This is a genomic window from uncultured Bacteroides sp. (assembly GCF_958445495.1).
In the GTDB taxonomy this organism is placed as follows: domain Bacteria; phylum Bacteroidota; class Bacteroidia; order Bacteroidales; family Bacteroidaceae; genus Bacteroides.
The window spans coordinates 1-26,592 of record NZ_CAUCSQ010000020.1; the positions used below are offsets into that span (position 1 = coordinate 1).

The following is a 26,592-nucleotide window of genomic DNA, read 5'->3' on the forward strand; positions in this document are numbered from 1 at the left end:
TTTCTATTACGGGATAATGTTTAACATGTCCAACTTTTTGGGGTCACTTCATTTTGAGACAGTCTCATTTTTTATCCGGATTTTGAAACACATGAATATGAACTATTGTATTCCAGTTCATTTTCTTATTCTCTCCCGTACGGATGGGTTCGATGGAATTCTGTTTTAAGTATTTTCTTCAATTCTTCTATTTTGGCTATGTATAGCGTATTCTTTCTCTGTCCCAGAAATAAAGTATTCTTCATTTCCGTATATCCTCTCCAGAGTTCTTTGATTTCTCCTTTGTTTACGGCCTCACGACATAAAGATTCCGGCAAGACAGCCATTCCCGTACCGTTTTTCAGGCAGCAGAGTATGGAATATTTGTCGGGTAACACATAATTAGGAACAAAGTCCGGTTCTTTTCCAAAATTCAGTTTCCAGAAAGTGGAGAGGTGTTCACCGTAAACCGTATTATACCACAATTGGTTTTGTAACCATTTTTTAAGATTTCTTTTATCATGGATGTCCAGACCGATAAATCCCGAAATGTCGGTATTTCCTCCTGCCACCAACATAAAACGAGATATTCCCAGAGGTTCATAAATGATGTTGCGGTTAGGAATATTCTTTGTCGTAACGATTAAATCCGTATTGCCGTTTTCCAAAAGTTGTTCTAATGTCTCATTGTCATTCAAGGTAATGACTACGTTACAGTCCAATTTCCTGATATTGGGTACAAGAAGTTGCCTGAACAATCCCGGATAAATTCCGACATATAATGTAATAGAGTTCCGTTGTTCGTTTTTACGATGAAACCTGTTCTCTACATTTTCCAATTTAATTAACGGTTCAACTATCTGGTTATAAAGCTGTTTGGCATACACGGTCGGTTTCAGGTTGCGCGTGCTTCTCTCAAACAACGGATATCCCGTATAGGTTTCCAACGCTTTCAAATGTCCTGTTACGGCAGGTTGGGTCACTCCCAATGTCCTCGCTCCTCCACTTATCGTACCTGCCTCAAAAACAGCCTTAAAGGTTCTAATCCATTCCAAATCTACTTTCATTTATAAAAAGATTTATAGGTAAGCATAAAAAGTCTTATATACACAAACTATTATAAAGCAATATCTTTGCAGCCCGAAAATAGTAGTTATTTAGAGTTAGTCCAAATAAAGCTAGTTAAAAAATAACCGTTAACACAATTTAAATTGAAAAGAACAGTTTTTACATTAAGCATTTTAATTCCGTTACTGGTGTCCGTTGCTGTCCGTGCACAGCAAACGAACAGAGTGTCAATGATTTCCGGAAAGGTTTTGTCATTAGACAAGAAGGAAGGAATGATCGAATTTGCAACTGTATATCTGAAAGGAACTTCCTACGGATGTACGACTGACGAAAGGGGGATTTATCATCTGAATGCACCTGCCGGTAAATATACGCTCGTTGTATCAGCCGTCGGTTATGTGAGTACGGAACGTTACGTTACGCTCATCGAAGGTATCCGCCAGAAAATGAATATTACTCTTATTCCTTCCGTTGAACAGTTGGAGGAAGTTGTTGTCGCAGGCAGTATGATAAGCCGGGTCAATAAGTCAGCGTTCAATGTGGTGGCGGTGGATACCCGAAAGTTATTCAATACTTCTCTTGATTTGGGACATGTGCTTGATAAGATTTCAGGAGTAAAAATAAGGGAAGAAGGAGGAGTCGGTTCCACCGCACAAATCAACCTGAACGGTTTTACCGGCAAACATGTGAAGATATTCATGGACGGAGTTCCGTTGGAGGGAGCGGGAGCGTCATTCCAAATCAATAATATACCTGTCAGCCTTGCTAAACAGGTAGAGGTGTACAAAGGGGTTGTACCGGTGGATTTTGGAGGTGACGCATTAGGAGGAGCTATCAATATCGTGACAAATACTTCTTCAAATACTTTTGCAGATGTGTCTTATTCTTACGGCTCGTTCAATACCCATAAATCGAACGTTAGTTTCGGGCACACGGCTAGAAATGGCTTTACTGTACAACTTAACGCATATCAGAACTATTCGGATAACAATTATAAGATAAAGACCAATGATAGTAATCGCGGAGATTCTGAGGAAAAATGGTATAAGCGTTTCCACGACGGTTACCATAACGAGGCAGTCATTGCCCAAATCGGAATTACAGACAAACCTTGGGCAGACCGTCTGATGTTGGGATTTACCTACAGTCACGAATATGCTGAGATACAAAACTCCAACATGATGGCTATCGTGTTCGGCGGCAAACTGAGAAAGACCGAAGGACTGGCTCCTACGCTCAATTATGTGAAGAAAAATCTGTTTATAAAAGATTTGGACATACACATTGCAGCCCGTTACGATAAGACTACAACTCATAATATAGATACGGTTGCCCGTACTTATTATTGGACAGGGGAATACAGGGAAAAGGAGACGCAAGGGGAAAGTAACACAACTCTTTCAGAATTTTGCGGAAAGACAGGCTCGATAGTGGCTAATCTCAAATACCATGTGGCAGGACATCATTATTTCTCTATTAATAACATGTACAATGACTACGTGCGAAAAACTGATAATCTGGCTGCTAATGCCGGACAAAATACAGCAGCTTATTACATGCCGCGATATAACAGGAAAAACATACTGGGGGTTTCTTATAAATACCTTTCCGGCGAAATCTGGAATATGACAGTCTTCGGCAAGTATTATCACTCGTACGTAAAAGGCCCCGTAAACAAAGGTGGAAACGGGGCGGCCAAATACGAATTGCAATCCCAGACAAATGATGTCATGGGGTATGGGACGGCCGCCACTTACAATCTGTACAAGGACTTGCAGGCAAAGTTTTCTTTTGAACAGACTTACCGCCTGCCAACAGACCGTGAACTCTTCGGTGACGGTGACTTGGAAATGGGAAGTGCCGACCTTAAACCTGAGAACAGCCGTAACGTAAATGTCAACCTTTCCTATATGCATACTTTTAATGCTGCGCATTCGGTTTCCGTCGAAGGCGGATTCAACTACCGGTATATCTCCGACTACATAATCCGAAGCATAAAAAATGGCGGAATAGGTATCAGCGAGAATCATGGAAAGGTTCGTGGAATGGGAGGTGATATCACCGCGCACTACTTTTACAAGGATATTCTCAGCATAGGCGGCAATTTTTCCTATCAGGATATGAGAGATAGGGAGCATTATACGTCTTACGGTTCCGAATCCATAACTTACGGTGATCGTGTACCCAATATACCTTATATGTTCAGTAATGTAGACGCGGCATGTAACATACACGGTTTATTCGGCAAAAGGAGCATGCTGACGTTCGGTTATAACCTCCAATATGTGCATGAATTTTATTGGGATTGGGAAAGTAACGGAGCGAAACGCAATATTCCCATGCAGCTTTCACATGATGCGAATCTCACTTGTTCATTGCAGGATGGACGTTACAACATCACGCTGGAAGCGCGAAATCTCACGAATTCGTTGCTTTACGATAATTACAGCCTGCAAAAACCTGGACGTAGTTTCACTGTTAAATTCCGTTACTTCTTCTTTAAGCAAAATAAATAGTTTAACATAATCATCATAAAGAATACGAAAATGAAAGTCAAAGATTTTTTTTACCTGAACATGATGGGAGTGCTTATAACCGGTTCGGCAATGGGATTGTTTTCATGTACAGACGAAGACACCGGAGGCGGCAAGGAAGTTGTTCAAAAGACTGGGGAATATTTTATCGCAGTCAAAAGCAGTCAGGGTTCGCGTGAATATGTCATGCAGGCGGAGACTCTTGAGGGGGAGGACCTGAGCATCAGCGACAATGTATTCGAATTACCCAGTACGGAATACACATGGATTTTCAGAGATAATCTTGCCGTGGGGCTCGTCTATCAGCAACAGTTTGCAGGATTGGGCTACGGATTACGGCTGAAACCGGACAAGACGCTTGAGAAAGTTGCCGAATTTACCATCAGCAACCGTTTTACCAATTTTGGTTTTTTTGAGAATTATCTGCTCACCAGTGTAGGCGGTCAGATTAAATCGGACAACAGCCGCAACGACGGGGCTACTTTCACTTATTGGGACATAGACCGGGAACTTACCAACGTACGTGAAGAAACGCTTTGGACGGAGGACATTACCGGAAACGGGCAACAGGTGACCTTTTCGGGAATTATTGATATGGGAAACGGAGAGTTTCTTACGAGCATGGTAGAATCCGGTTTTAACCAGACCGGAACAGGCAACGGTTCGAGCATCGGGAATGTAGCATATCCAGACAGTGTTTGGGTAGCTGCCATGGACAAAGACCTGAATATAAAACATATTTACAAGGACGACCGTATCAGCTATTCCGCGGGGCAATTCCGTTCTCAGGTGTGGTCACAAATCGGAAAAGCGGATGACGGAACTGTATATGTGTTCTCCAATAACAATGTGAATACTCACAATGATGTCAAGACAGCCAATCCTTGCGGAGCACTGCGTATTAAACCGGGAGCGACAGAGTTTGACAAAAGTTACATGTTTAACCTTGACGAGCATTTGGACGGTTACCGTTTCCGCCGCGTATGGCACATGACAGGAAATAAGTTTTTCCTTGAAATCTACCGTGACAAATCCGCATCTACCATAACACCGGGTACGCAATATGCTATAGCGGATATGGAAAAACAGGAGGTCACATGGGTGACGGGAGTTCCCAATAAAAATAAAATCATCTCCGGGCAATATTCCGGCTGTATTCCTCTGTTTGACAATGGCAAGTTTTACATGCCTATTACCGAAACGGGAAATGATGCGGCTATCTATATGATAGACCCTGACACCGGAACGGCGACTAAGGGAATTACCATACAAGGAGTAAGCGAGATACGCGCAATAGGACATCTGAAATCCAATTGAGTCAAATATATTTTTTAACAACTAAAACAAAAGTAAAAGATGAAAATTGTAAGTTTTTTTAAGTATGCAACATTTGCTCTCGCATTGAGTTTCGCAGCAACAGCTTGTGACGACGACGAACAGGTTAATGACGACCAGGAGATAAATACGCCTGGAGATGATGAGGATGATTCCACAGAGGAACCTACTGCAATCAAATTTGTCATTACTTCTTCCGATAAGGAACGAGACTTGAAAAGTCCGGCTTACCTGAAAGTATTTACCGACATTACCAAAGGAGAAAATGATGTGCAAATCGTAGGTGCGGCAGATGTTACCGAAGCGCTCGACGCATTTACCCAAGTATCTTGGAATACCAATACAGAAACTTTTACCGGCTATATTTACGGACGCGGCGCTATCAGTTTAGGCAGTGCAGGTTTAAGGACTTATAAACTGGAGGGAGAAAAACTGATTGAAACCGGTACCGCCATTACAGTAGAGAACTTCGGTAACACCGGTACTTTCGGCGATTACTCCTATGCGGCACAAATCAGTAACCCATATATAATGCGTGTCTTGAGAAACGGAAATGATGTCTCTTCCACCAATTGTTACGTCGAGGCTCTGACGGATGAATATGCCATTGAAGGGACAATGCCCGCCGTTACGGAAATCCTGGATTGCGGAGACAATCAATTGGCTATGACTTTGTATTATTCCAACCGAGATTCTGCGGCTGTGGCATTTGCCAATTACGACCTGAATATTTCTTCCGTCATTTATGATAACCGTATCGGTGCGTCATACGGTGCACAACGTAGCGTACGTTATGCGCAGGCTGCTACTGACGACGAAGGTAATATTTATGTTTTTTCCGGTCAGACTGCCAATGACGACCGTGTAGGTGCACTGAAAATTTCTAAGGGCAGTAAAACTTTCGACGCTGACTATCACTTCAACATCGGAGAAAAATCCGGAGGTTACCGGTTCCGTAAGGTGTATCATATCACCGGTGACTACTTCTTGCTGGAATGCTTCCCGGAAGCCGGCGCTGTGGAAAATATGACTACTTCCGGAAAATTGGCCGTGGTAAACATGAAAAATCAAACATTTAACTGGGTGACAGGATTCCCCACCGACGTAAACTCTATCAGCATCGGTTTTCCAGACAACTATGACGGAAAGATTTATATTCCGGTTAGTGGGGCAAGCAGCATGCACGGCAGCAGTAGCGGAAGTGACGTAACAGTAATTCCTACTGTTTACACTATCGGAACAGACGGTAAAGCAGCCGCATTTATGACATTTGACGAAGGAGAATTACTGAAAGCAATAACAATTCTTAAATAATTCATATTCAAGTATTTTCTTAATAACGAACAGTTTAATTAAAATGTCAAGAAGGCTGCTTCAAAATAAAAAATGAGGCAGCCTTACTTAGTAATTTTATAAATAAATTAAGAAATGACACTCCCCTTGTTCTAGTCCTTATGCTGTCATGAATCGGGAGGAGAACAAGGGGAGTGGTTCGGTAAAAGGATTCAAATGACTATTTCTTTATTCTTCAATCCTATAAGCCTCTTTATTGTACCGGATTTACAAGATAACCCATCACTTTTTAGTGAATTTATAAACCGCAAAAGTATTCGGTTCCAATTCGGTCTTGAAGACAGTACCTTCCATCGATACTTGCGTTTCCTGGGGAGTGACGGCAAAAGGCTGTTCAAACGTGTTGTCCTTATCCAAATCAAGCGAGCGGAGTTTGATACAACGACCGTCAGCCAACACGTCTTGTTTCTTTAGTCCGGCAAAATTCAACGAAATCGGTTGGGGGGTGTCAGACGTATTGGCAATCTTCACAATTACCTCATTCTTATTCTTATCATATACGGCACTGGCAAAAAGCCCATTCTGCCCTTCAGCCCCTGTTACCGGTTTCTTGTCCATAGTAAGAGAAAGCACATTTGTCCCTTTGTTCCGTGCAAACAATTGTTGTACATAATAACTGCAAGTGCGCACTGATTTCAGATTGTCAAACCAAATCATATCCGGACGCCACTGCCAACCTTCTACATGAGCGAAAAGCGGGGCATAGGTAGCCATATGGACAATATCGGCATTACGTTCCAATCCGGTCATAAAAGCAGCTTCCAACAGAGCTGCATGGAAATGGTTCCATTTCTTTCCTTGTCCGTGACATGCATATTCTCCGGCAAAAACTTTCGGTCCTTTACGGTCATAGTTGTCATAACGAGCTCCCTGACTCAAGAACCAACTTTCGGGACGATAAAAATGTTCATCCACCAAATCAACTTTCAGACGTTTCATTTCAGGCCATAAATAATCAAACTCCTGACCTTCGGAATTGGGACCGGAACTTCCGACAATTTTGATTTCCGGATGAGCCTTCCGGATGGCTTTAACAAATAATTCAAGACGTTCGGGATATTCTTTTCCCCATTGTTCGTTGCCGATGCCTATAAACTTCAAATTGAAAGAGGCCGGATGTCCCATATCAGCACGCAATTTTCCCCATGTCGTATTTACATCGCCGTTAGCAAATTCAATCAAATCAAGTGCATCCTGGATATAGTTGTCTAAATCACAAACTGCTACATGGGCTTTCGGGTCATTGTTTTGATACTGGCAGGAAAGTCCGCAATTCAAAATAGGAAGCGGAGCTGCTCCTATCTCTTCCGAAAGCAGGAAGTACTCGTAAAATCCCAGTCCATAACTTTGATAATAATCCGGATAGAAACGGTGAGTAAAGGTGTATTGCCAACGATTCTCATTTAAAGGACGGTTCTCTACCGGACCGACTGACTTTTTCCAGTTATAACGGGTATTCAGGTCTGTACCTTCTACAATGCAACCACCGGGAAAACGGAAGACTCCCGGATGAATATCCGCTAAAGCTTGCGCCAAATCTTTACGAAGTCCATTTTCATGTCCTTTCCATGTATCAACCGGGAAAAGGGAGATGTGTTCCAAATCGACAGTTCCTCTGGATGTGAGGAAAATCCGAAGCGTTGATTTCGGATTGGTTATGCCGGGTTTCAGAATGACTTGGTATTTTTTCCACTCTTTGGAATCGACTGTCAAATCAACCGCGGCAAATGCTTGATGCTCACCCATGGACTTGGTATCCACCAATTCTATACGCAATGTTTCCTTTGTACCTCCGTGCGGCAAACGCGCCCATACGGAAAAGCGGTACTCCTCTCTTTCTTTAACACCAATGCCAAAGAAACCTTCATTGTCCAGCCCGGTATGTTTATGTGCATGCCCCGGTTCGGAAAGCCGGACATAATGAGGATTACGCTCGAAAGGACCGTCATCCATCAGAACTACTTTCCCGTAGGTTTTCCAACCCATCAGGTGTTGAGGGAATTCAAAAGAACGATTCTTAACCAGTTCGGCATAAAGTCCGCCATCGGCAGCATAATTAATATCTTCAAAAAAGAGCCCGTACATAGTGGGCTGTATTTCCGCTCCCAACTTTTTCGTTTGTATCACCATTTCATTGGTTTGCGCATAAAGTGCCATTCCGGCAGACAGGGCTAATGTAGCCAACATTCCAGTGTATCTTCTCATGGTTTTCAATTAAAAAATTATATATGGTTACTTAATTCTTTTTCCCCAGACAGAATGTCCCCGGCTGTCGAGTCCGGTAAAGAGAACGGTTTCTCTTTCATTCTCCCAGTCGTGTCCTGCAAAGATAATCAGATTCTCAATTTCTTCTTCCCCAAAATTTAGCATTAACAGGCGTTTTTCGGTCAAAAAAGACCAATTTCCATTCACACGGACAGGTTCCCCTTCCATACCGATGACTTCACCGTTACAAATCCCGTTTTCCAACAGTTTCATACGTGTGGAAAGATTCCACAGCCCGACTTCCGACCGACGTCCATGTTCCGGTTCCCGTACACGAATTATCTCCCACTCTCCCACCAAATCAGATTTACGGAATTTACGGGAAGATGTCCCGGCGTATCTTTCAGGAGAAACGACAGGCCATCCTTCAGGAGTAAAGAAAAGTTGGCGGACATGGAGCACCATCAACTGGTTCTGCGGAGACAGACGTCCCTGATGTGCCATAAAATAATTTCCTTCTCCATCAGAAAATACTCCGCAATGGGCTGTTCCCGCCCATCCGGGATGATTTTCAAAGCGATAGGGAGCTGTCAGAAGCGGAAAGTTATCGGTCGTATCTTTTACGGCCTCCCCCGAATAATCGGTAAACGGACCTTCGGCGACATCCGAACGGCTGACACGCACATTATAGGTTGTCATTAGAGGACCATAAGAAGTAAACAGGTAATACTGTTTTAAAACCGGATTATAAATAATTTCCGGAGCTTCCAGATTATCTTTCCAATAACCGGCACGACGGGCTACAAGATGGCCCAGGTCATCTTCACTCAATGTCAAGCCAGTTTCGGGATTTAACTCCACACAATACAATCCGCCAAAAAAAGAACCGTAATGCATCCACCATTTACCGGTTGTCTCATCGGCTATCACACTCGGATCAATGGCATTCATAACGGCAGAGTCATCCGTTTTGACGACACAACCGACTTGTGTCCAAGGGCCTTCGGGCGAGGCGGACTCTGCAAGCCCTATATAAGAGGTCTTACGCCCGAAAGCAGACACACAATAATAAAGCCGGTACTTGTCTTTATAAGGGATGATAAACGGGGCCCATATATTCGTAGCTCCTTGTCCTCCGGAACAGGACTGTACCCAACGAACGGCTTCAACGGGTATTTCGGGAAATGCCCATCCCAGAAATTCCCAATGGACAAGGTCTTTGGAACGCCGCATTTGGATATAACCCAGCGGTACTCCTTTCTCTTCGGCTTCTTTCCGGTTTTCACCGAAAATAGCGTCAGTGGAATACATATAGTAGTAATTTCCTAATTTACGGCAAGCCGGGTCATGCACATTATATGTCCCCCACTGACGATAGTTTTCCATTCCAGCCACCGGCAGATAATTGTCTTCCCAAGGATTTGCAGCAGGAACAGGCGTAAATACAGAAGAAACGCACCCTGCAAACATACCACCTGTTACTATAAGGATAAAGAAAAATAAATGTTTCATATCACCTGTACTCGTTCGTTAATCATGGTATAAAAATACGCCCGGTTGCATCTATTAAAGGTGGACATATGAACATGATTGGTGGACAATCCGACAATTCTGCCGAAAAGCAGACTTCCTGTTTTCACGATTAGAGATTATCTTTTAACTTTGCCTCTATTAATACGGATTTATATGAAAAAACACCTATTATTCCTTATTATATTTTGGAACATTCTTTTTCCTGCCGGCGGAGTTGAAGCACAAGAACAATTTGCCGACCGTTACCATATCACTTACATCACCATGAATGACGGACTGCCGCACAACTTTATCGATGATTTGTATAAAGACAGCCGGGGATTTTTATGGGTATCGACTGCCGGCGGAGGGTTATCCCGTTTCGACGGATATGAATTTATCAATTACAATCCCGGTACTCCGCATCTCAAATTAAAAAGCAATTTTATCCGTAATGTCTGTGAGGATGATTTTCAACGTCTCTGGATAGTCTCCGAAGGAGGAACAGATATTATCGACCTGGCAACTCTTCAGCCTGTTATTCCTTCTCACCGGGAAAATGATTTTTCAGGAATCCTGTGCCAACCCGCAACCCGCGTCATAAAAGATACACAAGGTTGTATCTGGCTGTCTTGCGTTAACGGGCTTCACCGTATCGAGTTTGACAAGCAAGGAGAAATAAAAGTTGTTTCAACCTTGGCGCCAGTCTTACCGAACGGACCGGACATCGCTTTGCAAGATATTGACGAGGACGGGAAAATATGGTTGGGAGCCAACGGGGAAATAGCTAAAATCTCCGTGGACGGACAAGGGAAGCTAACAACCGCTTCTATCGCAGAATGCCTGAAATTCGAAGAAGGGACTTATATATCCGATTTTCTCGTTAAAGGAAATGAAGTATGGATTTCCACCGACCGGGGATTATTCCGATACGGCAAACATGGAAACGGAATGAAACAGTATCGGCATAATCCTTCCGACATACATTCCCTTTCACAAAATTACTTGACTGACCTGGCGATAACGAATGACAAGCAATTGATTATAGCCACTCTTCGCGGCATTAATATTTACAACCCGATAACAGATAATTTCGAACGTTTCGCCTGTGACCTCCCGAACTCCAATTCCAACCTATTGAACAGTAATTTCATTAACTGCATGCTGACGGAAGGAGACCACATCTGGTTCGGAACGGAAAGCGGAGGTATCAACCTGTTGAATCCGAAGCGTTTGCCGTTTCACTACTATCCTCACGATAAAGAAAATCCGTTAAGCCTGTCCTGTAATCCGGTAAATGCAATATATGAAGATAAATATGGTACTTTATGGGTAGGTACGGTAGAAGGCGGACTGAACCGGAAGGAATATAACAGTGAGGATTTCATACACTACACCTGTGAACATGGAGGATTAACTCATAATTCTGTCAGTGCATTGACAGCAGACCAGGATAATCGTCTTTGGGTAGGGACATGGGGAGGAGGCATTAACCTGTTCGACCTTGATTCTCCCAAGCAAGCTATAAAAGTAATTTCTTCACAGACAAGCGGAGGTTTTCCCATTGACTTTATAGGGACATTGATTTATGACTCCATAAATAAAGGTATGTGGATAGGGTCTAATCAGGGGCTTTACTTCTATGACATAGACAAAGCACAGCTTATCCCACCGTTTGCGGATAAGGCAGGGAATATGATTCACGGATGCATAGGCTCCATCATTGACAGGGAAGGTAAACTTTGGGTAGGCTGCATGGAAGGAGTTTACATAATTGATCTGCATTCCCGGTCGTCTTCGGAAAAATTCCGATACAAACATTTACATTACAAACTGGACGATCCGGATTCCCGCCTGATTGAGAAGATTACCTGTTTTTATGAAACCCAGGATGGTACGTTATGGTTGGGAAGTAACGGGTACGGCATTTATAAACGGACGTTTGACAGCCAGGGAGAAGAAAAATTCATTTCATACGATACCACACAAGGATTGGTGAACAATAGCATCCGGGGAATACTGGAAGACAGCAACGGAAAGATATGGATAAGTACTAACAACGGACTTTCCTGTTATCACCCGGCAGAAAACCATTTCACCAACTACACCCAACACGACGGTTTGCCTGATACTCAATTTTACTGGAACGCCTTTTGCCGTTCTTCATACGACCGAATCTATTTCGGTAGTGTGGGCGGACTGATTGCCGTTGAAAGTAACCGCTTGTCCGATTCAGTTCCCATGACTAAAGTCCGCTTTACCCGTCTGCGAATAGGGAATAAAGAAATATTGCCCGGAAACGAATATCTGCCACAGGACATTGCCATCACTACGGAATTGAAATTACACGAAAAAGAGAAGTCTTTTTCCGTCGAGTTTTCCGCACTTAATTTCAAACGAGGAAATGCGGACGTTTATAGTTACCGATTGGTTGGATTTGATGATAGGTGGATACAGGTTCCCGGTAACCGACGTTTTGCAAGCTATACCAATTTGCCCCCGGGGAATTATACATTACAGGTTAAATACACACCCAATGGTAAATGGACAAACGAAAACGTGACGGAATTAAAAATCACCATCATTCCTTATTTTTACAAAGACACCTGGTTTATCCTATCGGTTATCATCCTTATATTAATAGGTATATGGCAATTCCATCAATGGCGGGTACGCACGCTGAAACATCAAAAAGAATATTTATGCCGCACTGTGGAAGAACGTACCAAAGAATTGGAACAACAAAAATATCTGCTGGAAAATCAAACGGAAGAACTGATACGCCAAAACCGGATGCTGACACAACAGAACGAGAAAATCACCAAACAAAAGACACAGTTAGTCCGTATGTCACGCAAAATACAAGAATTGACACTCGACAAGATATCCTTTTTTACTAACATTACCCATGAATTTCGTACTCCGGTCACTTTAATCATCGGCCCCATTGAACGCGCTTTGAAATTGAGCCGTAATCCGCAGGTAGTCGAACAGTTGAATCTCGTTGAACGTAACTCCAAATATCTATTATCACTGGTTAATCAATTAATGGATTTCCGAAAGGTGGAATCTGGGAAACTGGAAATTATAAAAACACAGGGAAATCTCCTGAATTTAGCCAATTCCATAATTACCCCTTTCAAAGCGTTTGCCGGCGAACGGAACATCAAACTCAATCATTATTACCGAATGGAAACACCGGATATCCTATATGACGGGGAGGCAATGCGTAAAGTGATAACGAATCTATTAAGCAATGCAATCAAATTTACTCCGAACGGTGGAACCATTTCACTCTACATCGCTTCTCTTACACTTATCAACGGAGAAAAGAAATTATACATTTGTGTCAAAGATACCGGTTCCGGAATACCGGAAGAAGACATAAACCGAATTTTCAACCGTTTCTACCAGTCTCGGAATCAAATGAAATACCCGGTTTACGGACAAGCGGGTACAGGCATCGGACTTTATCTCTGCAAAAAAATCATACAGATACACGGAGGGGAAATTAAAGTTAGAAATAACCGCCACACCGGTTGTTCATTCCGCATTCTTCTCCCTTTGCAACCGGGTAATGAAAAAAACGGCAAAGTCGTTTCCGTCTATCATAACGATACAGAAACGATAGTCCCCCTATCGTCCGATACTCCTAAAAAGAAGGAGGCACTAACCATTCTCGTAGTGGAAGATAATGCAGACATGAGAAAATATATACATTCCATCCTAAGGGAACAATATTATGTAATGGAAGCCTCAAACGGGGAAGAAGCCCTATGTCTGCTCAACAATAATCCAATAGATTTCATTATCAGTGATTTGATGATGCCAGTAATGGACGGCATCGAACTTTCCCGCCGGGTAAAAGAAACATTCCCGATTTCCCATATTCCTTTTCTCATGCTGACAGCCAGAACTTCACAGGAAACACGGCTGGAAAGTTACCGTACGGGAGTGGATGAATACTTGCTGAAACCGTTTGATGAAACATTATTGCTCACACGCATCCAGAACATCCTGGAAAACAGGAAACGGTATCAGCGCAAATTCACGTTCGATATGGATATAGAAACATTAAACATGGATGAAGAATCCGGTGACAAAAAATTCCTGAAACAAGTAATGGAAGTCATCAAAGAGAACTATAAGAATTCTTATTTCGAAGTTGGTGACTTCAGTGAAGCAGTCGGGGTAAGCAAAAGTTTACTAAACAAGAAACTACAAAACCTCATCGGACAGCCTGCCGGCCAGTTTATCCGGAATTACCGTCTGAACATCGCACGGGAACTTATTTTAAAGAATAAGGAAACGAAAAGCATGAATATTGCGGAAGTGGCTTATGAAGTAGGATTCAATGACCCCAAATATTTCACGCGATGTTTTACGAAACAGTTCAATGTAACTCCGAGTGCAATGATGAATCATGAAAAAATTTAAGGAAACCATTTCGGAATCTTGATGTCCGGAACAGTTTTTTTACTTTTATGCTGCATAACATACAAGAGTGTATTTGATACACCAAACAAAAGTGTTATTTTTACACCCAAAATAAGATAAGCATCTCATTTACATTTAAAATAAAACCATGAAAAAACATTTTTTACTTGCAGGAATTGCCGCATTAATGTTAGCAGCGTGCAATAACAAGCCGGCTCCCGAACTGACTTTGTCCGAGCTCAATCCGGTAAAGTTTCAAACAGAAGTGAACAATGCCAAAACGAATCTTTATACGTTAAAGAATAAAGCAGGCATGGAAGTATGCATCACCAACTTCGGTGGGCGTATCGTATCCATCATGGTTCCCGATAAAAACGGAAAAATGCAGGATGTCGTTTTGGGTTTTGACAGCATCGCTGACTATATAAATGTGCCCAGTGATTTCGGAGCCTCCATCGGACGGTATGCCAACCGTATCAACCAAGGCCGTTTCATTCTGGATGGCGATACGATTCAACTGCCGCAAAATAACTATGGACATTGTCTGCACGGAGGTCCCAAAGGATGGCAATATCAAGTATATGAGGCAAATCTCATTGATCCGACAACATTGGAACTGACCCGTATCTCACCGGACGGAGACGAGAATTTCCCAGGTAACGTTACTGCCAAAGTCACTTACAAACTGACAGAAGACAACGCTATCGACATTCAATATAGCGCTACTACCGACAAAAAGACAATCATCAATATGACTAACCATTCGTACTTTAATCTGGCAGGCGATCCGTCAAAAGCGTCGACCGACCATATATTGTATGTTAACGCAGACTACTATACCCCGGTAGACAGTACTTTCATGACTACGGGTGAAATAGCGCCGGTTAAAGATACTCCGATGGATTTCACCGCTCCGAAAGCGGTCGGACAAGATATTGACAACTATGATTTTGTCCAACTGAAAAACGGAAACGGATATGACCATAACTGGGTGTTAAACACTAAAGGCGATATTTCCTCAGTAGCTGCCAAACTGACTTCTCCCGAAAGCGGCATCACATTGGAAGTATACACCGACGAACCCGGAATTCAAGTCTATACCGGTAATTTCCTCGACGGAACCGTGACCGGCAAAAAAGGTATAGTTTATAATCAACGCGCCTCCGTATGCTTGGAAACACAACACTATCCCGACAGCCCCAATAAGGCAGACTGGCCTTCTGTAATTCTGGAACCGGGACAAACATATCATAGCCGGTGTATCTTTAAATTCGGTATAGAAAAATAATTGTTGAACTTTAAATATTTAATATCATGAATTGGAATTCGCATGAATTCATCTGGCTGGACTGGGTAATTATCGCAGTCGGCATCGTCGCTGTGACATGGGCCGTATGGCGCTCCGTACAAAAAGACAAACGTTCGCAACAAGGTGCAAGCAGTGAGGACTACTTATTCGGTAAAGGTGAACCGTGGTATATCATCGGTGCCGCCATCTTTGCTGCCAATATCGGTTCGGAACACCTTGTAGGTTTGGCAGGAACAGGGGCCAAATCCGGAGTAGGCATGGCACACTGGGAAATGCAAGGATGGATGATTCTTCTTTTAGGATGGCTTTTCGTCCCTTTCTATCAACTATTGAACAACAAAATGGGCAAAATCATCACAATGCCCGACTTTCTTAAATACCGTTATACTCCACGCACGGGTTCGTGGCTTTCCATCATCACATTAATCGCCTACATCCTGACTAAAGTAAGTGTAACGGCTTATACCGGGGGCATATTCCTTGAATTCCTGCTTGGTCTGCCTTTCTGGTATGGCGCCATCGGACTAATTGTTCTGACAGGTATTTTCACCGTATTGAGCGGAATGAAAGGAGTAATGACACTTTCGGCAATTCAAACTCCTATCCTTATTATTGGTTCTTTCCTGGTCCTTTTTCTGGGACTGTCGGCTCTAGGTGGCGGCAGCATTGCTACAGGATGGACAGAGATGATGGACCATGCACGTAATGCCATGAATATAGGTGCGGACGGAAATGCTTACGGTGCAAACCATATGTTCCACTGGAGCGAATCCGACCCGATGTATCAAGATTATCCGGGTTTTTGGGTATTTATCGGAGCTTCAATCATTGGATTTTGGTATTGGTGTACAGACCAGCACATTGTACAACGTGTGCTCGGCCAACAAAAAGGAGAAGCTAATGACGTCGTTATGAGACGTGCCCGCAGAGGTTCTATTGCAGCCGGTTACTTTAAAATTTTGCCTGTATTCATGTTCCTTATTCCGGGAATGGTAGCAGCAGCTTTAGCAGCCAAAGGAGAGTTTGACATGTCAAATACGGATGCGGCCTTTGCTGTAATGGTGAAAGACGTACTGCCCGCCGGCGTAAAAGGTATTGTCACTATCGGATTTATCTGCGCACTAGTCGCTTCTTTGGCCGCATTTTTCAATTCGTGTGCAACGCTTTTCACGGAAGATTTCTACAAACCTATGTTTAAAAACAAGAGTGAAGCCACTTACGTTTTAGTAGGACGCATCGCTACCATAGTCGTAGTTATCCTCGGTATGGCATGGATTCCCGTCATGATGAGCCTTGGCAGCCTTTATGACTATTTGCAAGGTATCCAATCGTTGCTTGCTCCTGCAATGGTAGCAGTATTCGCTTTGGGCATATTCTCCAAGAGAATTACTCCAAAAGCCGGTGAAACAGCGATGATAGTAGGTTTCCTAATCGGTATGGTCCGTTTGTTAACCAATATCTTTACCAATACAGGAAAAGACGTCATGACAGGTTGGTTCTGGGAAAATACGACTTGGTTCTGGCAAACAAACTGGCTTATCTTTGAAATATGGTTATTGGTATTCCTTATCGTATTAATGGTTGTCGTTTCGCTTTTCACTCCGAAACCGACCGCCAAACAAATAGAGGCCATTACCTTTACAGACGACTATAAGACATTAATCAGGAAAAGCTGGAACAAATGGGATGTCATCACCTCTATCGGCGTAGTAGTTCTCTGCGCATTGTTCTACGCATATTTCTGGTAAAATAAAATATCAATCAAAATGACGACTTATTATAGTGCGAATCCTACCTTTCATGTCGGTATCGACTGCATCATTTTTGGTTTTAACGAAGGGGAACTAAGCTTGTTGTTACTAAAAAGAAATTTCGAACCGGCAAGGGGAGAATGGTCTTTAATGGGAGGATTCGTACAAAAAGACGAGAGTGTGGACGATGCAGCTAAACGGGTACTGGCCGAACTGACCGGGTTGGAAAACGTATATATGGAACAAGTGGGGGCTTTCGGAGCTATTGACCGAGATCCGGGTGAAAGAGTTATCTCCGTAGCATATTATGCATTGATTAATATTAATGAATATGACCGGAAGCTGGTTCAAAAACATAATGCCTACTGGGTAAACATCAATGAACTTCCACCGCTGATTTTCGACCATCCGCAAATGGTTGAGAAAGCACGAGAACTGATGAAACAGAAAGCTTCTGCCGAACCTATCGGGTTCAACCTGCTTCCCAAGTTATTCACGTTATCGCAGTTGCAAAGTCTATATGAAGCTATTTACGGCGAACCGATGGACAAACGGAATTTCCGGAAGCGCGTCGCCGAAATGGATTATATAGAAAAGACGGACAAGATTGATAAATTGGGGTCTAAACGTGGAGCCGCCCTATACAAATTCAACAGTAAGGCATACCGTAAAGATCCTAAATTCAAGCTATGAACAATGTGCTAAAAAGTTATTAATATGCTGGAAGAATTAAAAGAAAAAGTATTTCATGCTAATCTTGAATTGGTGAAGCACGGATTAGTCATTTTTACCTGGGGGAATGTTTCCGCTATCGACCGCAAATCCGGTTTGGTTGTCATAAAACCCAGTGGCGTGAGTTATGATGAAATGAAAGCCGAAGATATGGTTGTCGTAGATTTGGACGGCAAAATAGTGGAAGGACATCTGAAACCTTCGTCAGACACTCCCACCCATGTGGTGCTTTACAAAGCATTTCCGGAAATCGGCGGAGTGGTACACACACATTCCACTTACGCTACCGCTTGGGCACAGGCTGGATGCGACATTCCGAACATCGGAACAACACATGCCGATTATTTCCATGATGCTATTCCTTGTACGGCAGACATGACAGAAGAAGAAGTGAAAGGCGCCTATGAACAGGAAACGGGCAATGTAATAGTAAAACGTTTTGAAGGTTTAAATCCCGTGCATACGCCGGGAGTACTTGTGAAGAACCACGGACCGTTTTCATGGGGAAAAGATGCACATGATGCGGTACACAATGCCGTAGTGATGGAACAGGTAGCTAAAATGGCCAGTATCGCCTATGCTGTCAATCCTCACTTGACAATGAATCCATTACTGATAGAAAAACATTTTAGCCGCAAGCACGGTCCGAATGCTTATTACGGACAAAAGTAAAAAAACATTTTTCTGAATAATAACATCTAAAACAATTAAAGATATGAATGCATTTGAACAATACGAAGTATGGTTCGTAACAGGAGCACAGCTTCTGTACGGAGGTGACGCAGTAGTCGCAGTAGACGCACACTCTAATGAAATGGTAAACGGACTGAACGAATCCGGTAAACTTCCCGTCAAAGTGGTATATAAAGGAACTGCTAACTCATCTAAAGAAGTGGAAGGCATTTTCAAAGCAGCTAACAATGATGAAAAATGTATCGGCGTAATCACTTGGATGCATACTTTTTCTCCTGCCAAAATGTGGATTCACGGCCTGCAACAGTTGAAGAAACCGTTGTTACATCTACATACTCAATTCAACAAGGAAATTCCCTGGGACACCATGGATATGGACTTTATGAACCTGAACCAATCGGCACATGGCGACCGTGAATTCGGCCATATCTGTACCCGTATGCGTATCCGCCGCAAAGTAGTGGTAGGCTATTGGAAAGAAGAAGACACTTTGCACAAGATTGCTGTTTGGATGCGTGTTTGTGCCGGCTGGGCAGATTCTCAAGACATGCTGATTATCCGCTTCGGAGACCAGATGAACAATGTAGCCGTAACCGACGGCGACAAAGTAGAAGCAGAACAGCGCATGGGATATCATGTAGACTATTGCCCGGTCAGTGAATTGATGGAATATCACAAAGGAATCAAAACAGATGACGTAGACGCATTAGTAGCTACTTATTTCAAAGAATATGACCACGACGCTTCTCTGGAAGATAAATCGACGGAAGCATACCGCAAAGTATGGAATGCCGCTAAAGCCGAACTTGCCATCCGCGCTATTTTGGAAGCCAAAGGAGCCAAAGGATTTACTACCAATTTCGATGATTTAGGCGACTTGGAGCACAATGGCTTCGACCAGATTCCGGGACTGGCTTCTCAACGCTTGATGGCTGAAGGCTACGGGTTCGGTGCTGAAGGCGACTGGAAATCCGCCGCTCTTTACCGTACCGTATGGGTAATGAATCAGGGTCTTCCTAAAGGTTGTTCATTCCTTGAAGACTATACGCTGAATTTCAACGGTGCACAAAGTTCTATCCTGCAGTCACACATGCTGGAAGTATGTCCGCTTATCGCAACCGGCAAGCCGCGCCTGGAAGTACATTTCCTTGGCATAGGTATCCGCAAGAGCCAGACCGCCCGCCTTGTCTTCACATCAAAAGTAGGTAAAGGTTGTACTGCTACCGTAGTAGATTTGGGTAACCGTTTCCGACTGATTGTTAACGATGTAGAATGCATTGAGCCGAAACCGCTTCCGAAACTGCCAGTTGCATCCGCACTCTGGATTCCGATGCCAAACTTTGAAGTAGGTGCAGGCGCATGGATATTGGCAGGCGGTACTCACCACTCTTGCTTCTCTTATGACCTGACAGCAGAATATTGGGAAGATTACGCAGAAATAGCAGGAATCGAAATGGTACATATTAATAAAGACACAACTATCAGTTGTTTCAAGAAAGAACTGCGTATGAATGAAGTTTATTATATGTTGAACAAAGCACTTTGCTAATAATATGAAAGAACAGTTTGTCATAGGACTTGACTACGGCAGCGACTCCGCAAGGGCTATAGTCGTAAATGCCCTGACAGGTGAAACACTCGCTACAGCCGTGAAATATTATCCGCGCTGGCAAAAAGGCTTGTACTGCAATCCCGCTGCTAACCAATATCGCCAACACCCGCTGGACTACATTGAAGCTTTGGAAATCAGCGTCAAGGAAGCATTGGCAAAATGCCCTGCCGGAACCGCGGAAAAAGTAGTGGGCATAGCCTTTGATACGACAGGAAGCACACCGGCATTTACAGATGCCACCGGTACTCCCCTCGCCCTGCTGCCGGAATTTGCAGAGAATCCGAATGCAATGTTCGTTCTCTGGAAAGACCACACTGCCATCAAGGAAGCCGCTGAAATCAATAAAGCATGCAAAGAATGGGATATTGACTATTCTGCCTATGAAGGCGGCATCTACTCTTCCGAGTGGTTCTGGGCAAAAGCCCTGCATGTATTGAGAGAAGACGAAGCCGTACGTGCCAAAGCATATAGTATCGTAGAATATTGCGAATGGCTGCCGGCTTTAATTACCGGTGTCACCAAAAGTGATGATATTATCCGCAGCCGTTGCGCTTGCGGGCACAAAGCCATGTGGCATGAAAAATGGGGCGGTCTTCCTTCCGAAGAATTTCTTACCAGCATCGACCCTCTATTGGCAGGATTCCGTGCCCGTCTGTTTGAAAAGACAGAAACAGCAGACAAACCGGTTGGCCACCTGACTGAAGAATGGGCGAAACGCTTGGGACTAACAACGAATGTAGTGGTAGCAGGAGGTGCTTTCGACTGCCACATGGGTGCTGTTGGCGCCGGAGTAACTCCCCACACATTCGTACGTGTCATCGGAACCTCCACTTGCGATGTCATGGTGGCAAGTCATGAAGAAATCGGTCATAATCTGATAAAAGGAATCTGCGGACAGGTAGACGGCTCGGTCATTCCGGGCATGGTAGGTCTGGAAGCCGGACAATCCGGCTTCGGCGATATCTACGCTTGGTTCAAAAGGGTACTTGAATTCCCGCTGCGTAATATCATCGGCGAATCGACACTGATTGACGACAACACGAAAGCAAAACTGATTGAAGAAGCTGTCGACCGGATTATCCCAGCCCTGACCGCAGAAGCGGAAAAACTTCCTATCAGTGAAAGCACAATCATTGCCACTGATTGGATGAACGGCCGTCGGACCCCGGATGCCAACCAATTGCTGAAAGGAACAATCACCGGACTGACTTTAGGAAGTACTGCTCCACGCATTTTCCGCGCATTGGTAGAAGCAACCGCTTTCGGTTCCAAAGCAATCGTTGACCGTTTCCGCAATGAAGGCGTACGGATTGACAGCGTAATCGGCATCGGCGGTATTGCATTAAAGTCTCCGTTTGTCATGCAGACTTTGAGCGACGTATTGGATATGCCCATCAAAGTTTGCCGTACAGACCAGGCTTGTGCTTTAGGCGCTGCAATGTTTGCAGCTACTGCTGCCGGCATATACGCCAAAGTAGAAGATGCGCAAAAAGCTATGAACTCCGGTTTTGCCAATGAATACAAGCCAAATCCGGAGAATGCTGCCGCATACAAAAAGATATACGAAAAATATATCAAACTGGGACAATTCACAGAAAAAGAACTGTTCTGCTAAATCACACTTTTTTAGGCACGGATTACGCGGCTTTTACGGATTTTGGATTAGGTATGTCATCATGATTCCGTGAAATCCGTGCCTTTTTTCTTTTCCAATTCCATCACTCTAACTATTATGAAAATATCAAAACTATTAATCAGTACGGCCGTTTTGGCTGTATCGGCATCCCTTTCCGCACAAAAAAGTGCCAGTATTACCGTACATGCCAATCAAGGTAAAGAAATCATCCCGAAAGAAATCTACGGTCAATTTGCCGAACATTTAGGTTCATGCATCTACGGAGGGCTTTGGGTAGGCGAAAACTCGGATATTCCCAATATTAAAGGTTATCGTACAGACGTCTTTCAAGCATTGAAAGATTTATCCGTCCCCGTTCTTCGCTGGCCGGGCGGATGTTTTGCCGACGAATATCACTGGATGGACGGTATCGGGCCAAGAGAGAAACGTCCTAAAATGGTAAACAACAACTGGGGAGGCACTATTGAAGACAACAGTTTCGGTACACACGAATTTCTAAACCTCTGCGAGATGTTGGGTTGTGAACCCTACGTAAGCGGAAACGTAGGTAGCGGTACAGTAGAGGAACTCGCCAAATGGGTAGAATATATGACATCCGACGGCGATTCACCGATGGCTAATCTTCGCCGTAAAAACGGCCGTGACAAACCATGGAAAGTAAAATATCTCGGTGTAGGTAACGAAAGCTGGGGATGCGGCGGCAACATGCGTCCGGAATATTACGCAGACCTCTACCGCCGTTACTCAACCTATTGCCGCAACTACGACGGCAACAGCCTTTTCAAGGTTGCAAGCGGTGCAAGCGACTATGATTATAATTGGACAGATGTACTGATGAATCGTGTAGGACACCGAATGCAAGGGCTTTCTCTCCATTACTATACCGTCACCGGCTGGAGTGGCAGCAAAGGAGCGGCAACCCAATTCGACAAAGACGATTACTATTGGACAATGGGTAAATGCCTCGAAGTAGAAGATGTAATTAAAAAACATTGCGCCATCATGGATAAATATGACAAGGACAGAAAGATAGCTCTGTTACTCGACGAATGGGGCACCTGGTGGGACGAAGAGCCGGGTACCGTCAGAGGCCACCTGTACCAACAAAATACACTACGCGACGCTTTTGTCGCTTCTTTAAGCCTTGACGTATTCCATAAATACACAGACCGCCTGAAAATGGCAAACATCGCACAGGTAGTCAATGTGCTTCAGTCCATGATTCTGACAAAAGGAAAGCAAATGGTACTGACTCCTTCCTATTACGTATTCAAGATGTATAAAGTACACCAAGACGCTACTTACCTTCCCATTGATTTGAACTGTGAGAAGAAAAACGTACGCGACAATCGTATAGTGCCTATGGTTAGCGCCACCGCTTCCAAAGACAAGAAAGGAGTAATTCACATCTCTCTCTCAAATATAGATGCCGACAATGCACAGGAAATCACAATCAACCTGGGAGATATAAAAGAGAAAAAAGCCGTCGGAGAAATTCTGACTTCCACGAATCTGACAGATTATAATTCTTTCGAAAATCCTAATACTGTAAAAACGAAACCTTTCAAAGAGGTAAAAATCAATAAAGGCACAATGAAGATAAAACTTCCCGCCAAGTCGATTGTTACGCTAGAGTTACAGTAATTTAAGGACAAATACTTATCGTACGACAAACAAAAAGACAGAAAAATCACCGATAAAAAAGATAGCTCTTCCGGATTGTTAAATCCATATAAAGAGTTATCTTTGCCAACAGTATCGTATGTGCTGACATACCGGCAAGACAGTGTATCTGTAATTACGCTCATTCTCGCAACAACGGTATCAGCACATCAACATTTTGACAAATTAATTAATTACTTAAAATATGAACGATAATAAACTTATGAATCGTGCAGCGGACAATATCCGTATTCTTGCTGCTTCAATGGTTGAAAAAGCCAATTCCGGTCACCCGGGTGGAGCTATGGGTGGTGCTGACTTTGTAAATGTACTCTTCTCTGAGTTTTTAGTATATGATCCGGAAAATCCCCGTTGGGAAGGACGTGACCGTTTTTTCCTCGACCCAGGGCACATGTCTCCGATGCTTTACTCTACTTTAGCACTGACCGGCAAATTCACCCTGGATGAACTGAAAGAATTCCGCCAATGGGGAAGCCCTACACCGGGACATCCAGAAGTAGATATCATGCGCGGCATAGAAAACACCTCCGGACCTTTGGGACAAGGACATACTTTTGCAGTAGGCGCCGCCATTGCCGCTAAATTTTTGAAAGCGCGCTTCAACGAAGTAATGAACCAGACTATTTACGCTTACATTTCCGATGGCGGTATCCAAGAAGAAATCTCTCAAGGTTCCGGACGTATAGCGGGCGCATTGGGCTTGGACAACCTCATTATGTTCTATGACTCCAACGACATCCAGCTTTCTACCGAAACGAAAGACGTGACCGTTGAAGATACGGCTAAAAAATATGAGGCATGGGGATGGAAAGTTATCAGTATCAACGGTAATGCTCCGGATGAAATCCGTACTGCAATAAAAGAAGCACAAGCCGAGAAGGAACGCCCTACACTAATTATCGGTAAGACTATAATGGGTAAGGGCGCGCGCAAAGCAGACGGTAGCAGCTACGAAGCAAACTGTGCAACCCACGGCGCTCCGCTCGGCGGCGATGCTTACGTAAATACAATCAAAAATCTGGGCGGTAACCCTGACAATCCGTTCGTTATTTTCCCTGAAGTAGCGGAATTGTATGCTAAAAGAGCAGAAGAGCTGAAAGGAATCGTAGCGGAAAGATATACCCGAAAAGCAGAATGGGCGAAAGCAAATCCCGAACTGGCCGTTAAACTGGAATCTTTCTTCTCCGGTAAAGCTCCGAAAGTTAACTGGACCGCTATCGAACAAAAGGCAGGTAGCGCTACCCGTGCCGCATCTGCTACCGTACTGGGAACACTTGCCACACAAGTGGAAAATATGATTGTCGCTTCCGCTGACCTCTCCAACTCGGATAAGACGGACGGCTTCCTGAAAAAGACCCATTCTTTCAAGAAAGGCGACTTCAGCGGCGCATTTTTCCAAGCCGGCGTATCGGAACTGACAATGGCATGCATTTGTATCGGTATGTCGCTCCACGGCGGTGTAATCGCAGCCTGCGGAACATTCTTCGTATTCTCCGACTACATGAAACCCGCCATACGCATGGCTGCCCTGATGGAACAACCGGTAAAATTCATCTGGACACATGATGCGTTCCGCGTAGGTGAAGACGGACCGACTCATGAACCGGTAGAACAAGAAGCACAAATCCGTTTAATGGAAAAGCTGAAAAATCACAAAGGACATAATTCGATGTTGGTACTCCGCCCGGCTGATGCGGAAGAGACGACTGTTGCCTGGAAATTAGCAATGGAAAACATGTCTACTCCGACAGGTTTGATTTTCTCCCGCCAGAATATTGCCAACCTGCCTGCAGAGACAGATTACGAACAGGCAGCTAAGGGTGCATATATCGTGGCAGGTTCAGATGAAAATCCGGATGTGATTCTGGTAGCTTCCGGTTCTGAGGTTTCAACACTGGTAACCGGTAGTGAATTATTACGCAAAGACGGTGTAAAAGTACGTATCGTATCCGCCCCGTCCGAAGGTCTGTTCCGTAACCAACCTAAAGAATATCAGGAATCTGTCCTTCCGGCAGAAGCCAAGATATTCGGTCTGACAGCAGGTTTGCCTGTAACTCTCCAAGGTTTGGTTGGTTACCACGGCAAAGTTTGGGGACTAGAGTCTTTCGGATTCTCCGCTCCTTACAAGGTCTTGGATGAGAAACTCGGATTCACTGCCGAGAATGTATATAACCAAGTAAAAGCAATGCTCTAATGGAAACAATCGGATTAGCATGTGACCATGCAGGCTTTGAACTGAAAGAATATGTTCGCGGCTGGCTGGAAGCAAAGGGTTGGCTTTATAAAGATTTCGGTACTTATTCTACCGTAAGCGTGGACTATCCGGATTACGCCCACCCATTAGCCCTTGCTGTAGAATCAGGCGAATGTTATCCTGGCATTGCCATCTGCGGCAGCGGAAATGGAATCAATATGACTTTGAACAAGCATCAGGGAATCCGTGCCGCACTCTGCTGGAATGCAGAAATCGCCCATTTGGCACGCCGGCACAACGATGCCAATATCCTGGTAATGCCGGGACGTTTTATCAGTACCGAAGAAGCCGATATGATTCTGACCGAATTTTTCTCCACACAATTTGAAGGAGGACGTCATCAGAATAGAATTGAGAAGATTCCGGTAAAATAAAAATGTGAACAGGCATCCGATATTCTTCAAAAACTCATTTTTAACATCAACTAGAGACTATCTCAAAATAAAAATTGAGATAGTCTTTTTTTGAGGGAATGTTACAATCAGATTCAGCCCATAGT

General features: G+C 43.8%; 16 protein-coding genes. 13 read left to right on the forward strand and 3 right to left on the reverse strand.

Annotation, left to right across the window (positions count from 1 at the left end; translation table 11 throughout):
• Window positions 1-125: 125 nt before the first annotated feature.
• Window positions 126-1,046, reverse strand: coding sequence for a LysR family transcriptional regulator (locus Q5076_RS08645; RefSeq protein ID WP_303012477.1), 921 nt, complete (start codon window positions 1,044-1,046; stop codon window positions 126-128).
• A gap of 144 nt (window positions 1,047-1,190) precedes the next feature.
• Here Q5076_RS08645 and Q5076_RS08650 point away from each other — a divergent pair, with 144 nt between their 5' ends.
• Genes Q5076_RS08650 through Q5076_RS08660 form a run of 3 tightly spaced genes read left to right on the forward strand, consistent with a single transcriptional unit; the run spans window position 1,191 to window position 6,230 of the window.
• Window positions 1,191-3,563, forward strand: coding sequence for a TonB-dependent receptor (locus tag Q5076_RS08650; protein WP_303012479.1), 2,373 nt, complete (start codon window positions 1,191-1,193; stop codon window positions 3,561-3,563).
• A gap of 30 nt (window positions 3,564-3,593) precedes the next feature.
• A complete protein-coding gene (locus Q5076_RS08655) occupies window positions 3,594-4,898 on the forward strand; it encodes a DUF4374 domain-containing protein (RefSeq protein WP_303012480.1) in 1,305 nt (434 codons plus the stop codon).
• A gap of 39 nt (window positions 4,899-4,937) precedes the next feature.
• Entirely contained in the window at window positions 4,938-6,230 is a 1,293-nt protein-coding gene (locus Q5076_RS08660) for a DUF4374 domain-containing protein (RefSeq protein ID WP_303012481.1), read from the forward strand.
• Between the two features lie 261 nt (window positions 6,231-6,491).
• Here the strand turns inward: Q5076_RS08660 and Q5076_RS08665 are convergent, their stop codons facing one another.
• Window positions 6,492-8,474, reverse strand: coding sequence for an alpha-L-arabinofuranosidase C-terminal domain-containing protein (locus Q5076_RS08665; protein WP_303012483.1), 1,983 nt, complete (start codon window positions 8,472-8,474; stop codon window positions 6,492-6,494).
• A gap of 27 nt (window positions 8,475-8,501) precedes the next feature.
• Window positions 8,502-9,986 (reverse strand): arabinan endo-1,5-alpha-L-arabinosidase, encoded by a 1,485-nt coding sequence (locus Q5076_RS08670; protein ID WP_303012486.1) that lies wholly within the window; start codon window positions 9,984-9,986, stop codon window positions 8,502-8,504.
• Window positions 9,987-10,160: 174 nt separating this feature from the next.
• Between Q5076_RS08670 and Q5076_RS08675 the strand changes: the two genes are divergently transcribed.
• From Q5076_RS08675 to rpiB, 10 genes are all read left to right on the forward strand, one after another.
• Window positions 10,161-14,423, forward strand: a complete 4,263-nt coding sequence (locus tag Q5076_RS08675) for a two-component regulator propeller domain-containing protein (RefSeq protein ID WP_303012488.1) — start codon at window positions 10,161-10,163, stop codon at window positions 14,421-14,423.
• A 148-nt stretch (window positions 14,424-14,571) separates the two neighbouring features.
• Window positions 14,572-15,711, forward strand: a complete 1,140-nt coding sequence (locus tag Q5076_RS08680) for an aldose epimerase family protein (RefSeq protein ID WP_303012491.1) — start codon at window positions 14,572-14,574, stop codon at window positions 15,709-15,711.
• A 26-nt stretch (window positions 15,712-15,737) separates the two neighbouring features.
• Window positions 15,738-17,480 carry a sodium:solute symporter gene (locus Q5076_RS08685; protein WP_303012494.1) on the forward strand — a complete coding sequence of 581 codons (1,743 nt, stop codon included), beginning with the start codon at window positions 15,738-15,740 and terminating at the stop codon, window positions 17,478-17,480.
• A gap of 18 nt (window positions 17,481-17,498) precedes the next feature.
• A complete protein-coding gene (locus Q5076_RS08690; RefSeq protein ID WP_303012497.1) occupies window positions 17,499-18,176 on the forward strand; it encodes an NUDIX domain-containing protein in 678 nt (225 codons plus the stop codon).
• Between the two features lie 24 nt (window positions 18,177-18,200).
• On the forward strand, window positions 18,201-18,887 hold the full coding sequence (locus Q5076_RS08695; protein ID WP_303012499.1) for an L-ribulose-5-phosphate 4-epimerase: 687 nt from the start codon (window positions 18,201-18,203) through the stop codon (window positions 18,885-18,887).
• Window positions 18,888-18,930: 43 nt separating this feature from the next.
• Window positions 18,931-20,457 (forward strand): L-arabinose isomerase, encoded by a 1,527-nt coding sequence (gene araA, locus Q5076_RS08700; RefSeq protein WP_303012500.1) that lies wholly within the window; start codon window positions 18,931-18,933, stop codon window positions 20,455-20,457.
• A gap of 4 nt (window positions 20,458-20,461) precedes the next feature.
• Window positions 20,462-22,135, forward strand: coding sequence for a ribulokinase (locus Q5076_RS08705; RefSeq protein ID WP_303012501.1), 1,674 nt, complete (start codon window positions 20,462-20,464; stop codon window positions 22,133-22,135).
• Window positions 22,136-22,252: 117 nt separating this feature from the next.
• On the forward strand, window positions 22,253-23,800 hold the full coding sequence (locus Q5076_RS08710) for an alpha-N-arabinofuranosidase (protein WP_303012503.1): 1,548 nt from the start codon (window positions 22,253-22,255) through the stop codon (window positions 23,798-23,800).
• A gap of 223 nt (window positions 23,801-24,023) precedes the next feature.
• Window positions 24,024-26,033: a transketolase gene (locus tag Q5076_RS08715; protein ID WP_303012504.1), complete on the forward strand. Its 2,010-nt coding sequence runs from the start codon at window positions 24,024-24,026 to the stop codon at window positions 26,031-26,033.
• On the forward strand, window positions 26,033-26,467 hold the full coding sequence (rpiB, locus tag Q5076_RS08720; protein WP_303012507.1) for a ribose 5-phosphate isomerase B: 435 nt from the start codon (window positions 26,033-26,035) through the stop codon (window positions 26,465-26,467). Before Q5076_RS08715 ends, rpiB begins: the two co-directional genes overlap by 1 nt.
• Window positions 26,468-26,592: the final 125 nt, after the last annotated feature.

What these genes read in the sequence shown, in the direction of transcription:
- Q5076_RS08665 (WP_303012483.1), bottom strand. Translation starts at nt 8,474, where the DNA reads ATGAGAAGATACACTGGAATGTTGGCTACATTAGCCCTGTCTGCCGGA.
- Q5076_RS08655 (WP_303012480.1), top strand. Translation starts at nt 3,594, where the DNA reads ATGAAAGTCAAAGATTTTTTTTACCTGAACATGATGGGAGTGCTTATA.
- Q5076_RS08675 (WP_303012488.1), top strand. Translation starts at nt 10,161, where the DNA reads ATGAAAAAACACCTATTATTCCTTATTATATTTTGGAACATTCTTTTT.
- Q5076_RS08680 (WP_303012491.1), top strand. Translation starts at nt 14,572, where the DNA reads ATGAAAAAACATTTTTTACTTGCAGGAATTGCCGCATTAATGTTAGCA.
- Q5076_RS08715 (WP_303012504.1), top strand. Translation starts at nt 24,024, where the DNA reads ATGAACGATAATAAACTTATGAATCGTGCAGCGGACAATATCCGTATT.
- rpiB (WP_303012507.1), top strand. Translation starts at nt 26,033, where the DNA reads ATGGAAACAATCGGATTAGCATGTGACCATGCAGGCTTTGAACTGAAA.
- Q5076_RS08685 (WP_303012494.1), top strand. Translation starts at nt 15,738, where the DNA reads ATGAATTGGAATTCGCATGAATTCATCTGGCTGGACTGGGTAATTATC.
- araA (WP_303012500.1), top strand. Translation starts at nt 18,931, where the DNA reads ATGAATGCATTTGAACAATACGAAGTATGGTTCGTAACAGGAGCACAG.
- Q5076_RS08660 (WP_303012481.1), top strand. Translation starts at nt 4,938, where the DNA reads ATGAAAATTGTAAGTTTTTTTAAGTATGCAACATTTGCTCTCGCATTG.
- Q5076_RS08695 (WP_303012499.1), top strand. Translation starts at nt 18,201, where the DNA reads ATGCTGGAAGAATTAAAAGAAAAAGTATTTCATGCTAATCTTGAATTG.
- Q5076_RS08705 (WP_303012501.1), top strand. Translation starts at nt 20,462, where the DNA reads ATGAAAGAACAGTTTGTCATAGGACTTGACTACGGCAGCGACTCCGCA.
- Q5076_RS08710 (WP_303012503.1), top strand. Translation starts at nt 22,253, where the DNA reads ATGAAAATATCAAAACTATTAATCAGTACGGCCGTTTTGGCTGTATCG.
- Q5076_RS08690 (WP_303012497.1), top strand. Translation starts at nt 17,499, where the DNA reads ATGACGACTTATTATAGTGCGAATCCTACCTTTCATGTCGGTATCGAC.
- Q5076_RS08670 (WP_303012486.1), bottom strand. Translation starts at nt 9,986, where the DNA reads ATGAAACATTTATTTTTCTTTATCCTTATAGTAACAGGTGGTATGTTT.
- Q5076_RS08645 (WP_303012477.1), bottom strand. Translation starts at nt 1,046, where the DNA reads ATGAAAGTAGATTTGGAATGGATTAGAACCTTTAAGGCTGTTTTTGAG.